The organism is Rhizorhabdus histidinilytica (genome assembly GCF_900167915.1).
Lineage (GTDB): Bacteria > Pseudomonadota > Alphaproteobacteria > Sphingomonadales > Sphingomonadaceae > Rhizorhabdus > Rhizorhabdus histidinilytica.
In genome coordinates, this window is the sequence record NZ_FUYM01000003.1 from 1 (window position 1) to 12,930 (window position 12,930).

The following is a 12,930-nucleotide window of genomic DNA, read 5'->3' on the forward strand; positions in this document are numbered from 1 at the left end:
TGGCACAAGCAGACACCCCGCACCGAATTGTTCGTCGCCCCGGGCATGACCCAGTCCTCCGTCATGCTCGAACGCAAGGACGACTTCATCGCCGCTTTCACCGCATTCCTGCAACGAAACCACAAGGATGGCGCAGCATGAGTGATCGTGTGTCGGAGGGACATCCCCGCCTCGCCCCATCGGCGATCGAGCGCTGCGCGCTCATGCTGCGCGAAGCCCATGACCGGATGGAGCCCGTCCCGCCGCTGCGAACCCAATATCCCGCCGCCCGACTGTCCGACGCCTATGCGATTCAGGACTGCAACACGGCGCATTGGCTCGATGCCGGCCGCGTCGCGGTCGGCGCGAAGATCGGCCTGACGGCGAAAGCGGTTCAGAAGCAGCTCGGTATCGACCAGCCCGATTTCGGCATCCTGTTCGCGGACATGGAAGTCCCCGACGGCGGGGTGGTGAGTCCCGGGCGGCTCATCCAGCCCAAGGTCGAAGGCGAGATCGCGTTCGTCCTCGATGCGACGCCCGACGCCGACCGCATGACGACGGCCGAGTTGCTCGACTGCGTCGCCTATGCCCTGCCTGCGCTGGAGATCGTCGACAGCCGCATCGCCAGGTGGGACATCGGTATCTTCGATACCGTTGCCGACAATGCCTCATCGGGCCTGTTCGTCCTGGGGACGCGCCCGGTCCCGATCGAGGCCATCGACCTGCGGCTTTGCGGCATGGTCCTCGAGAAGAATGGCGAGCCGGCCTCTTTCGGGGCGGGCGCGGCCTGCCTGGACAATCCTCTGCACGCCCTGCGCTGGCTGGCCGGGACGATGGCCCGGATCGGGCGACCGCTCGCCGCCGGGGACATCGTCCTGTCCGGCGCACTCGGCCCGATGGTCCCGGTGCAGGCCGGCGACCGCATCGCCATGCGGATCAACGGGATCGGGGACGTTCAGGTCCGCTTCGCCCCGGAAACCAGCGAAGGAGCAGCACATGGCTGACCTGCAGTCATTGGCCGAAAGGCTCGACGAAGCGCAGCGTCTCGCGCGCGCAACGCCGCAACTGGAAGACGCGCTTTCGATCCTCGACGCCTATCAGGTCCAGCGGGCGCTGCTGGAGCGACGCTATGCGCGCGGAGAACGCCGCGTCGGCATCAAGATGGGCTTCACCAGCCGCGCCAAGATGGTGCAGATGGGTGTCAGCGAGATGATCTGGGGTCGCCTGACCGACGGCATGATGGTGGAGGAAGGCGGCGCGGTCGATTTCGATCGCTATGTTCATCCGCGGGTCGAACCGGAAATCGCCTTCATCCTCAAGAGGGACTTGCCGGGCCCGGTGACGCTGGCGGGCGCCGCCGCGGCGGTGGAGGCGATCGCGCCGGCGCTGGAGATCATCGACTCCCGCTACAAGGACTTCCGCTTCTCGGTTACCGACGTCGTCGCCGACAACAGCTCGTCGTCGTCGTTCGTAGTCGGGCCATGGTCCGCTCCCTCGACCGATGTCTCCAATGTCGGGATGATCATGTCCGTCAACGGCGAACCCCGGCAGATCGGTTCGAGCGCCGCCATCCTTGGCAGCCCGCTTCGATCGCTCGTGGCGGCGGCAAGGCTGGCGTCCCAGGCGGGCGAGCCGCTGAAGGCCGGAGACGTGATCCTGGCGGGCGGCGCGACAGCCGCCGAGGCCTTGTCGCCGGGCGATCATATCCGTCTGGAGGTGCAAGGCCTCGGGATCGCCGAATTCACCGTCGGCAGGACCCAAGAAGCTCTGGACTGAAGATCGGCACCGCAGTGTTAGCATGCCGGCGCCAGTGCGTTCGGCATGCGTAACAGCGGCCGCCAGGCTTATTGCGCGCTAGCGCTCCAGGGCTTCACCACGTCGCCACCCTTCATCACGAAGCGCACGCGCTCCAGTTCGGTGACATCGGACAGCGGATCGCCCGATACCGCGATGATGTCGGCATAACGCCCGGCCTGCACCGAGCCGACATCGGCCTTGGCGCCGAGCAGTTCCGCAGCGTTCACCGTCGCGGCGCGGATCGTTTCCATGGGGGGCATGCCGGCCGCGACCATCAGCGCGAACTCCTTGCCGTTGGTGCCGTGCGGGGCCATGCCCTGGTCGGTCCCGAAGGCGATCTTCACGCCGGCCTTGTAGGCCGCGCCGAGATTGCGGAGCGTGATCGGGCCGACTTCGAGCGCCTTCTTGGCGGAGGACGGCGGCAGCGATTCCGGATGCGCCTTGGCGACCTTCACCACCGTGTCCGCCACCAGCAGCGTCGGCACCAGCCAGGTGCCATGGTCCTTCATCACCTTGTACGCCGCGGCGTCGCCGAACGAGCCATGCTCGATCGAATCGACGCCCAGCGCGGAGGCGCGGACGATGGCGTCCTGGCCATGGGCATGGGCGGCGACCCGCATGCCCAGATTATGGGCGGTGTCGACGACCGCCTTGATCTCGGCGTCGCTCATCAGCGTGACGTTGGGATCGTCGCCGATGCTGAGGACGCCGCCGCTGGGCATGATCTTGATCAGGTCGACGCCGTCGCGGTGCATCTGGCGGACGATGCGCACCGCCTCGTCGGGGCCGTCGACGACCTTGTTCTCGCTGTGCAGGTCCAGGTCAGTGCGGATGCCGTTGCGCGGATCGCCATGGCCGCCGCTGGGGCCAAGCGGATAACCCGAAACCCACAGGCGCGGACCGGGTATCTCGCCGCTCTTGATCGCGCGCTTCAGCGCGACGACGACATCGGTGTCGCCGCCGACGTCGCGTACCGAGGTGAAGCCGGCATCGAGGGTGCGTTTCACATAGGCGACCGATTCATAGGCGGTGTCGAGATTGTTGGTGGTGAAGCGCTCGGCGATCGGGTTCTTGCCGGTATATTGCCCGGTGATGTGATCGTGCATGTCGATCAGGCCCGGCAACACCGTCGCCGACGAGAGATCGACCACCTCTGCACCGGCCGGCGTCACGAACCCGTCCTGCACGCCGGTGATCCGGTCGTCGTGGATCAGGATGGAAACCTTGTCCCGCGGCTTGGCAGACACGCCGTCGATCAGGTGGCCGGCGTGGACCACGACATCGCGCGCGAGCGCCGCCGTGGACGTCGTCGCGCACAGGGCCAGCGCCGCGATGCGCAGCAGGCGGGAGGAAAGGTAACCAGCCATGGAAACTCCGGGAAAGAAAGGACGGCGGCGCCTAAGGAGACGCCGCCGTCACGGGATCAGAACTTGGTACGCACGTTGACGCCGATGGTACGCGGCGCGGCACTGTTCACCAGCGTCCGCCCGACCGCGATCGCACTGGACTGCGCGCGCGTGATCGCCGTGTCGTCGAACAGGTTGGTGACGAACAGATAGGCGCCCCACGCATTGTCGGGTCCTTCGACGCCGAGGCGCGCATTCACGAGCTGATAGGAGTCGATCTTGCGCGTGAAGGTGCCGGTGGGCCGGAAATCCGAATAGGAACCGCCGACCGTGTTGCCGTCGATCCGGGCGAAGCCGGACAGCGTGTCCGTCAGCGCCCAGACATATTGCGCGCCGATGCCGGCCGAGAATTTCGGCACATAGGGGATCCGGTCGCCCTTCAAGCCCGGCGCGCTGACGTTGGCGTTGCTCTGGTTCTCACGCAGCTTGGCATCGATGTAGGACGCATTGCCCGTGATCGTGAAGCCAGCCGTCGGACGGATGGTGGCTTCCAGTTCGGCGCCGCGAACGCGCGCCTTGCCGGCATTGGTGATGAAGGCGAAAGCGCCGTTCGGCGTCCGCCCGGTGATCTGCATGTCGCTCCAGTCGATCTGGAAGACATCGACGTTCAGGAACAATTTCCGATCGAACAAGGTGTTCTTCAGGCCGACTTCATAGTTCCACAGGCTGTCCGACTTGTAGGGCGTCAGCTCCTGCGCCAGGCCGATGACCTGGTTGGCGCCGCCCGGGCGGAAGCCCTGCGCCGCTTCGGCGTAGAAGAGCACATTGTCGGTGACCTTGTAGGACCCGTTGAACTTGAAGACCGTGCCGTCCTCCTTCGACTTGACGAAGGAGAGCGGACGGACGACCGCGCCCACCAGGATCGACCCGATCGTCGTCTGGCCGCTGATGTCCTTGTTGTAGCGGAAATAGCGGCCGCCGGCCGTCAGGTTGAGCCGATCGGTGACGTCGTAGGAGAACTCGCCGAAGGCCGCGACCTGCCGCAGGCTGTCGTCGATGAAGCGGACCGTGGCGATCTGCTGCGGCTCGATGATCGCGCCGGTGACCGGGTCGGCGTTGCTCTGCGGATTGGCGACCGAGGTGTCGCGATCCGAATAGAAGCCGCCGACCGTCCAGTTGAGCGGACCGCTGCCGTCCGAGCTGAGCCGCAGTTCGGCGGTCCAGCTCTTCATCGTCTGCTGCGGGAAGAGCGCCGACGTCGACTGCGAGTCCACCAGCGCATAATAATTGTCGAGTTGGGCGGTCGAACAAGGCTGCCCGGCGCTCACACGAGCCGCGCAACCGGCCGGCGTGCGGGTCGACCGGATGAAGCGCGACACGTCCGACACGGAATCGAGGTCGCGATCGAGATAGGAAACCACGCCGGTCAGGACGACGCCGCCGAAATCATAATTGGCGGTGAGGCTGTAGAGCTCGAGATTGTCGCGCACCGGCTGGCGCGTGAGCGCATCCGACTTGAACTTGCCGGAGGTCAGCGTCCAGGCGTTGGTGTCGGTCCGGCTGCGGTTGATATACGCCGCCGCGTCGATGGTGAGCGCCTCGGTGGGCGTGAAGCGCACGAGGAAGCGGCCGCCATAGCTCTTCTGGTCGTTGATGTTCTTGATGTTCAGCGCGGTGTTGTCGATGAAGCCGTTGGCATTGCGGTAGAAGCCCACCGCGCGCACCGCGATCTTGTCGTTCACGACCGGCACGTTGACCATCGCGCTGCCTTCATAGTTCAGGCCGCCATAGCGCGTATCGGAGAGGCTGAGGTCGACGGCGCCTTCCGTGGCGAAGGTCGGCTTCTGATAGATGACGCGCAGCGTGCCGCCCATCGATCCCGATCCGTAGAGGGTGCCCTGCGGGCCGCGCAGCACCTCGACGCGCTCGACGTCGAACAGCCGAAGCTCCGGGGTCGAGCCGCCGGCGTCGTTGCCGGCGCCGATCGCGCCGGTGACGGGAGTCTCGTCATAATAGGTGCCGACCGTCGGCTCGCCGGCGGCCTGGATGCCGCGGATGACGACGCGGCGGTTGGACGGGCCACCGTCCACGAAGGCTAGGCTGGGAACCGAGGAATTGAGATCGGCGATGCTCTGCACGCCGGAATTCGCGATCGATTCACCGGTGACGGCGGAAATCGAGATCGGGGTGTCCTGCAGGTTCGTACTGCGCTTCAACGCCGTCACGACGATCTCGTCGCCGCCGGTATCGGCCGACGCTGTCGTCGCCTGGGCAAAAGCGGGGCCGCCGATTCCCGCAAGAGCCGTGGCGGTCAGAAGCATGAGGCGCTTGCCGCGCGCGATTTTCACCAATCGAGTGTCGAGACCCACCATTTTTCTCCCTGTTTTCCGGCGCGATCGGCACGCCGCTACCGCACCGGCCGATCGTCCTGGCCGGCGATGTTCTTCATGATCCGGGGAAACATGCCCCCGTCACACAAAGACACACAATTGCTCCATTCCCCTCCTGCAAGGCAGCGCGGATTCTCATCATCCCCTTAAACTGATGCCGAATAGCCCTTTGCCGGGGCAGCCTGTAATAGCGGTGCCATAGCGTCAACATAAAACATGCGTCCAGACGGCCGTAAACGGGTCAGGATTTTATTTTCCAGCAATAATGCGCAATCAACGTGCGGACGCGCGGGCCTTCATGCGCGCGCAATGCATTTCCCTTCGCCCCACGGCGGAAAAATGCAAATCACGTGCGTGGAGCTTCGTGCCGACGACGTTCGATCGCACGAGGGGTGTTGCACTCCGGCCAGGAAACAGGAACGATCCGATTCCATGAAGCCCATTCTCCACAAGGGGATAGCCGATTCCGGCTTGGGCAACGAGCTGATCCAACGGATGCCCGGGGCAGACCGGGTGTCCGCCAGACGAACAGAGGGGAATAACAGGGTGGTGGGAAAACAAGTGCTGGGCGCGGCGATCGCGATGCTTCTGTGCGGAACCGCATCGGCGCAGACGATGGACCCGGACTTTGCCGACACGATCAAGACATGGACGACCAAGCCGGAATTCATGAGTCCCCTGGTCGATCACCTGCCGGTCTCGACGACCGTCCCGTCGCCGAAGTCGGTCCTGGGCAACCATATCGGCGCACCGAACGTGCTGCATTATTATGATCAGATCATCAGCTATTATCGCGCGCTGGCAGCGAAATCGCCCCGCGTGAAGATCATCGAGATCGGGAAGAGCGAGGAAGGCCGCGAGAACATCGTCGTCATGATCTCCTCCGAGGAAAATCTGGCGAAACTCGACAGCTACAAGAAGAACCTGGCGCTGCTGGCCGATCCCCGCAAGCTCAGCGCCGCCGATGCTCCGGGCGTGATCGCCGCGACCAAGCCGATCTACCATATCTCCGGCGGCCTCCACAGCGCCGAGACCGGCCCGCCCGAAATGCTGATGGAGCTGAGCTATCGGTTGCTGACCGAGGACAGCCCGATGATCCGCGGTATCCGCGACAACCTGATCGTCGCGATCACCCCCGTGCTGGAGGCAGACGGCCGCGATCGTTACGTCGACTGGTATTATCGCAACCTGATCAATGAAAAGGATGATCGCAATAAGCCCGGCGGCCCGCCCTACTGGGGCAAATACATCTATCACGACAATAATCGCGACATCAATTATTCGGATGTCAGCGCACGTCACCTGATCAAATATTATCTCGATTGGCACCCGCCGATCATGCACGAGCTGCACGAGTCCGTGCCGTTCATGTACACCTATAGCGGACAGGCGCCGCAGAACCCCGACTTGGACCCGATCCTGTTCGGCGAACTGCCGTGGTTCTCGAATTTCGAGATGGCGCAGATGACGAAATACGGCATGCCGGGCGTGTGGACGCACGGCTTCGTCGATGCGTGGACGCCCGGCTATCTCGCCTTCATGTCGTCCAACCACAACGGCATGCTGCGGATGTACGAGACGTTCGGCAATGCCGGCGCCACCACCATGCTGCGTCACGTCGCCCCGGAGGTGCAGAGCGGCGTGCGCGGCGGCGACTGGACCAAGCGCGACTGGTACCGGCCGCTGCCTCCCTACAAGGAGGTTGTCTGGTCGATGCGCAACAACACCAACTATATGGAGACCGGCGTGCTGACCGCGCTCGATCTCGCGGCGCGCTTCCCCACGACCATCCTCGAGAATTTCTACAAGAAGAGCGCCAACGCGATCGAGGCCGGCGCGACCAAGGCGCCCTATGCCTACATCATCCCGGCCGACCAGGCCGATCCGACCCGCATCGCCTTCGTCACCAATATCCTCCAATTGCAGGGGATCGAAATCGGCCGCGCGACCCAGCCGGTGAAGGTGAAGGAGGGCAGCTATCCGGCCGGCTCGCTCGTCATCAAGCTGAACCAGCCTTATGGGCGCCTCGCCAAGATGCTGCTGAAGAAGCAGGACGATTATCCGGACGAGAACCTCACCACCTACGACGACGCGGCATGGACAATGGGCATGATGACCCACACGAACATCGTCGAGGTCGCCGACAAGGCCGCGCTCGACGTGCCGGTGACGCCGATCGATCGCTTCGCGCCGCAGGGCCGGATCGCGGCATCGGGCGCGCGGACCTATGCGGTGCTCGATCATGGCGCGGTCGCCATGGCGACGCTGCGCTTCCGCCTCAAGGACGCAGCGGTGAAGATCGTCGAGAAGCCGTTCAAGGCCGGCGGCAAAACCGTCCCCGCTGGCTCCTTCCTGGTGGATGGCGCCGCCTATGCGACGCTGAAGCCGGCGGTCGAACAGCTGGGGCTGGAAGCGATCGCCGTTTCGGGCAATCCCGGCGCCGCGACGCACGACAGCACCTTGCCGCGCACTGCGCTGTTCAGCACCTGGGGATCCAGCGAGAAGGTCGGCTGGGTGCGCTATGCGTTCGACCAGCACGAGATGCCCTATGATCTGATCTTCAAGGAACAGGTCCGCGCCGGCAACCTGCGGGCGAAATATGACGTCATCATCCTGCCGACGCAGGGGCGGTCGACCAAGGACATCGTGTTCGACGTGCCGATGAAGGGCAAGCCGCTGCCCTATACCAAAACCGGCAAATACCGTTTCTCGGGCGACTATGGATCGACCGAGGACACGCGCGGCGGCATGGCTCTCGAAGGCCTGGTCGAACTGCGCAAGTTCGTCGAGGAAGGCGGCACGCTGATCACCACAGGCGATGCGAGCGCGGTGCCGGTCGAGTTCGGCATTGCCGATGACGTGACCGTGACGCGCACGACCGGCAATTTCTATGCGCCAGGCCCGATCGTCAGCGCCAAGGTGCTGAAGCCCGCCAACCCGGTCTTCTACGGCTATGACGAGACGACCATGCCGGTGCGCTGGGCGTCCAATGCGCTCTATACCGTGCCGGAGCGGTTGAAGGACCGCGTGCTGATGCAATTCCCCGGCGGCAAGGACGGGGTGATGAGCGGCTTCATGCGCGGCGCCGACCAGGTGAAGGATCGCCCGGCGATCATCAATGTGCCGGACGGCCAGGGCCGCCTGCTGATGTTCGCTACCAACCCGATCTGGCGCTGGCAGAACTGGGGCGAGTTCCGCATGCTCTACAACGCCGTCCTGAACTGGAAGCAGCTCGGCCTGACCGACGTGACCCCGCCGGGACCGCCACCGACGGCCGCGCCGTAAGACACATCATTCGCGGGCCGACGGGGGCAACCTCGGCCCGCGCCTTCCGCAGTATTTCAGGGGAATATCGATGATCCGCACCACCGCCCTCGCCCTCGTCCTCTCCGCGCTGTCGATGACGGCCGTCGCTCACGCCGAACCCAAGCGGCCCAGCTTCCCGTTCACGACCGACGTCGCCTATGACGCATCGAAGGTCGCGCCGTACAAGGGCAAGCACGCCGCCGCCTACGCCTATATCGACGCCAACAAGGACCGCGACGTCGCCAACGTCCAGCGCTGGGTGCGCCAGCGCTCGATCAGCGCGCAGAACGACGGCGTCGTCCAGATGGCCGAGATGCTGCGCGACGACCTCAAGGCGCTGGGCTTCAAGGAAGCGGAACTGGTCCCCACCAAGCGCCATCCCGGCGTCTGGGGCTATTATGACGCCGGCGCCAAGACCACCATCGCCGTCTACATGATGTACGACGTCCAGCCGATCGAGCCCACCGGATGGAAGGTCGACGCCTTCGCCGGCACGATCGTCGAGGACCATCCGCTCGGCCGCGTACTGATGGCGCGCGGCGCGACCAACCAGAAGGGGCCGCAGCGCATCTTCCTCAACGCGCTGCAGGCTATCATCGCGACCGAGAAGAAGCTGCCGGTCAACATCATGCTGCTGGCCGAGGGCGAGGAGGAGCTGGGATCGCCCCATTATCCCGACCTGATCGCCAAATATGCCGACCGGCTGAAACAGGCCAAGGGCGGTGTGGTCTTCCCGATGATGAGCCAGGCACCGTCGGGCGGCGTGCAGATGACGCTGGGCGTGAAGGGCAACATCTATTTCGAGCTGGAGGCGCAGGGCGGCCCGCAGGGCGGCCCCAAGGACGCCGAGGTCCACAGCTCGTTCAAGGCGATCGTCGACGCGCCTGGCTGGCGACTCGCCCAGGCGCTGGCGAGCCTGACCAGCCCCGACGGCAACACCATCGTCGTGCCCGGCTATTATGATTCGATCCGCCAGCCCAACCAGGAGGAGCAGGAGCTGATCAACGGCGTCGTGCCCGGCTGGACCGCGCGCGAGCCCGAGCTGCGCAAGTCGCTGGGCGTCGACAAGTGGATCGACGGCCTGAGCGGCCGCGAGGCCCTCACCGAATATCTGTTCGACACGACGCTGAACATCGACGGCATCTGGGGCGGCTATTCGGGCGAAGGCACCAAGACGATCCTGCCGCACAAATTCACCGCCAAGCTGGATTCGCGGCTGGTGCCGAACCAGACGCCCGACGAATCCGAACGGCTGATCCGCGCCCATCTCGACGCCAAGGGCTTCACCGACATCAAGCTGACCCGCCTGTCCGGCTATCCGCCGGCGCAATCCTCAGTGAAGGCGCCGCTGGTGCAGGCGACGATCGGCACCTATCGCAAATATGGCATCACCCCCGACGTGATGCCGCGGCTGGCGGGCAGCGCGCCCTATTATGTGTTCACCGACATATTGAAGCTGCCGATCGTCTCCGCCGGGATCGGCTATGGCACCGGCGCGCATGCGCCCAACGAGTTCATCGTGATCGATCCCAAGCCGGGATCGAAGCTGGCCGGCATCACCGACGCGGAGAAATTCTACGTCGACCTGGTCCATGCCGTCGCGGCGGCACGCTGATTTCGATCGGGAGGAAACCGACATGACGGATGACCGCCTCACGATCGATCGGCGCGGATTCGCCCTGGGTGCCGGCGGCCTCGCGCTCGGCGCGCTGGCCGGCGGCGCCGCGAGGGCGGCATTGGCGCCCGAACCGGCCATCCCGCCGGCGATCAAGGCGCTCTACGAGAAGGTGACCGTGATCGACGCGCTCGCCTCGCCCGACAGCTGGAACGTGCCCTTCCCTCCCCCCGGCGAGATGACGCAACAGAAGCTGGACAATGTCCGCGCCTCGGGGATCACGGCGATCAACCTGACGGTCGGCAAGCCCGGCAACCTCGCCGCAACGCTGCACGAGATCGCGGCCTGGCTGCAGCATATCGACGACCATCCCGACTATTTCCGGCTGGTGAAACGCCATTCCGACATCGCCGCCGCCAAGGCGGAGAAGAAGCTGGGGATCATCTTCGGCTTCCAGGGCATGGGCATGATCGGCGAGGATCTGAGCCTGATCGACATGTTCGACGGGCTGTGGGTGAAGATCATGCAGCTCACCTATAACGACCGCAACGCGCTCGGGGCCGGCAGTTCGCTGCCGGAGACCGAAGGCCTGACGCCGCTCGGCCGGGAAGCGGTGGCGCGGATGAACGCGCGCGGCATCCTGGTCGACACCGGCCACGCCAATCCGAGGACCGCGCTGGATGCCGTGGCCGCCTCGACCCGGCCGATCACCTGTTCGCACACAGGATCGCGCACGGTGTTCCCCAGCCAGCGCAACCAGCCCGACACGGTGCTGCGCGCCGTGGCGGAAAAGGGCGGCGTGGTCGGCATCTATCTGATGCCCTTTCTCGGCCGCGATCCGGTCGCGGCGTCGCGGGCGCTGTTCGTCCGCCACCTGCGCCATGCGCTCGACATATGCGGCGAGGATCATGTCGGCATCGGCAGTGACCAGAGCATCACGCCGGTCGACATCTCGCCGGCCTATATGGACATCGTCCGCAGGACGGCGGAGGCGCGGCAGAAGGCCGGCATCGGCGCCCCCGGCGAAGCCGACAGCCCCGTCGCCGTGCCCGACCTCAACAGCGCGCGTCGGATGGAGATCATCGCCGCCGAGATGGACCGCGCCAAATATCCGCCGCGCGTGATCGAGAAGGTGCTCGGCGGCAATTTCGACCGGCTGTTCCGGGAGGTCTGGCCGGCATGACGGCGGACAGCGCGGCGTCGGCCGCCCGCCCCTGGCCGCGCCCCGCTTATGGCTATTACGTCACCGGCATCCTGCTGCTCGCCTATACCCTGTCCTATGTCGACCGGCAGATATTGAGCCTGATGGTCGAGCCGGTGAAACGCGACCTGCAGCTGACCGATACGCAGATCAGCCTGCTCCACGGTTTCGCCTTCGCCATCTTCTACACGCTGGTCGGCCTCGTCCTCGGCCGGCTCGCCGATCGCTGCAACCGCCGCTCGTTGATCATCGCCGGCATCGCCATCTGGTGCCTCGCCACCGCCGCTTGCGGCTTCGCCGGCAGCCTCGGCGCGCTGTTCCTCGCCCGCATCGTCGTCGGCGTGGGTGAAGCGAGCCTGTCGCCGGCGGCCTATTCGATGCTCGCCGACTATTTCCAGCCGGAACGCCGCGGCCGCGCGATGGGCCTCTATTCGCTGGGCGTCTATCTGGGCTCCGGCCTGGCCTTCATCGTCGGTGGCCTGGTGATCGCGGCGACCAAGGATGCCGGCCCAGTCGCCCTGCCGGGGCTGGGATCGTTCAAGCCCTGGCAGCTCGCCTTCGTCATCGTCGCACTGCCCGGCCTGCTGGTCGTACCGCTGATGCTGACGGTGCGCGAGCCGGTCCGGCGCGAACTGGCAGGCAGCGAGGGCGGGTTCGGCCATTTTGTCGAGCGGCGCGCCTTCTATGCGCCCGCGATCATGGGCTATGCCGTGCTGGCGATCGTCACCTTCGCCTATACCGCCTGGCTTCCGACCAGCTTCATCCGCCTATGGGGCTGGAGCCCGAAGGAGATCGGCATCGCCTATGGATCCATCATGCTCGTCTTCGGATCGGGCGGGATGATCCTGGCGGGCATGGTCGCCGACCGGCTGGCGATGCGCGGGCGGCGCGACGCCCATCTCGGGCTGTCGGTCGTCGGCACGGTCGCCGCCGTCCCCTTCGCGCTGGCGGCCGGGCTGGCGGCATCCCCTTATGCGGCGCTCGCGCTGGTCGGGCTGACCAGCTTCTGCATCAGCATGTCGATCGCCCTCGCCCCGGCCGCGCTGCAAAGCGTCACGCCCAATGGGCTGCGCGGCCAGATGACCGCGCTCTATCTGCTGCTGATCAACCTGGTCGGCATGGGCGGCGGCCCGACGCTGGTGGCGCTATGCACCGATTACGGCTTCGGCGACGAACTGGCGGTGCGCAACTCGGTCACGATCGTAACCGTCTGCGCCGCCAGCGTCAGCGCTGCGCTGCTGGCGCTGGCGGTCAAGCCCTATCGGCGCCTGATCGGCTGATCCCGGTCGCTGTCCC

The 12,930-nt window shown here is 65.6% G+C and carries 8 protein-coding genes; 6 read left to right on the forward strand and 2 right to left on the reverse strand.

Annotation, left to right across the window (positions count from 1 at the left end):
• Positions 1-137: 137 nt before the first annotated feature.
• Positions 138-983, forward strand: a complete 846-nt coding sequence (locus B5X82_RS06650) for a 2-keto-4-pentenoate hydratase (RefSeq protein ID WP_223811279.1) — start codon at positions 138-140, stop codon at positions 981-983.
• Positions 976-1,755 (forward strand): 2-keto-4-pentenoate hydratase, encoded by a 780-nt coding sequence (locus B5X82_RS06655; RefSeq protein WP_079647351.1) that lies wholly within the window; start codon positions 976-978, stop codon positions 1,753-1,755. Before B5X82_RS06650 ends, B5X82_RS06655 begins: the two co-directional genes overlap by 8 nt.
• A gap of 68 nt (positions 1,756-1,823) precedes the next feature.
• On the opposite strand, the gene B5X82_RS06660 is transcribed toward B5X82_RS06655, so the two are convergent.
• On the reverse strand, positions 1,824-3,143 hold the full coding sequence (locus tag B5X82_RS06660; RefSeq protein WP_079647352.1) for a metal-dependent hydrolase family protein: 1,320 nt from the start codon (positions 3,141-3,143) through the stop codon (positions 1,824-1,826).
• 56 nt (positions 3,144-3,199) lie between these two features.
• The gene (locus tag B5X82_RS06665) at positions 3,200-5,494 is read right to left on the reverse strand and encodes a TonB-dependent receptor (protein WP_235862614.1); all 2,295 of its coding nucleotides are present in this window, start codon (positions 5,492-5,494) and stop codon (positions 3,200-3,202) included.
• A 564-nt stretch (positions 5,495-6,058) separates the two neighbouring features.
• Here B5X82_RS06665 and B5X82_RS06670 point away from each other — a divergent pair.
• From B5X82_RS06670 to B5X82_RS06685, 4 genes are all read left to right on the forward strand, one after another.
• Positions 6,059-8,797, forward strand: a complete 2,739-nt coding sequence (locus tag B5X82_RS06670) for a M14 family zinc carboxypeptidase (RefSeq protein WP_235862615.1) — start codon at positions 6,059-6,061, stop codon at positions 8,795-8,797.
• 70 nt (positions 8,798-8,867) lie between these two features.
• Complete coding sequence (locus B5X82_RS06675; RefSeq protein WP_079647354.1) at positions 8,868-10,433, forward strand: M20/M25/M40 family metallo-hydrolase; 1,566 nt, start codon at positions 8,868-8,870, stop codon at positions 10,431-10,433.
• Between the two features lie 22 nt (positions 10,434-10,455).
• Complete coding sequence (locus tag B5X82_RS06680) at positions 10,456-11,616, forward strand: dipeptidase (protein ID WP_079647891.1); 1,161 nt, start codon at positions 10,456-10,458, stop codon at positions 11,614-11,616.
• Positions 11,613-12,914, forward strand: coding sequence for a spinster family MFS transporter (locus B5X82_RS06685; RefSeq protein WP_079647355.1), 1,302 nt, complete (start codon positions 11,613-11,615; stop codon positions 12,912-12,914). The genes B5X82_RS06680 and B5X82_RS06685 overlap by 4 nt, the downstream gene beginning before the upstream one ends.
• The last annotated feature ends 16 nt before the right edge of the window (positions 12,915-12,930 follow it).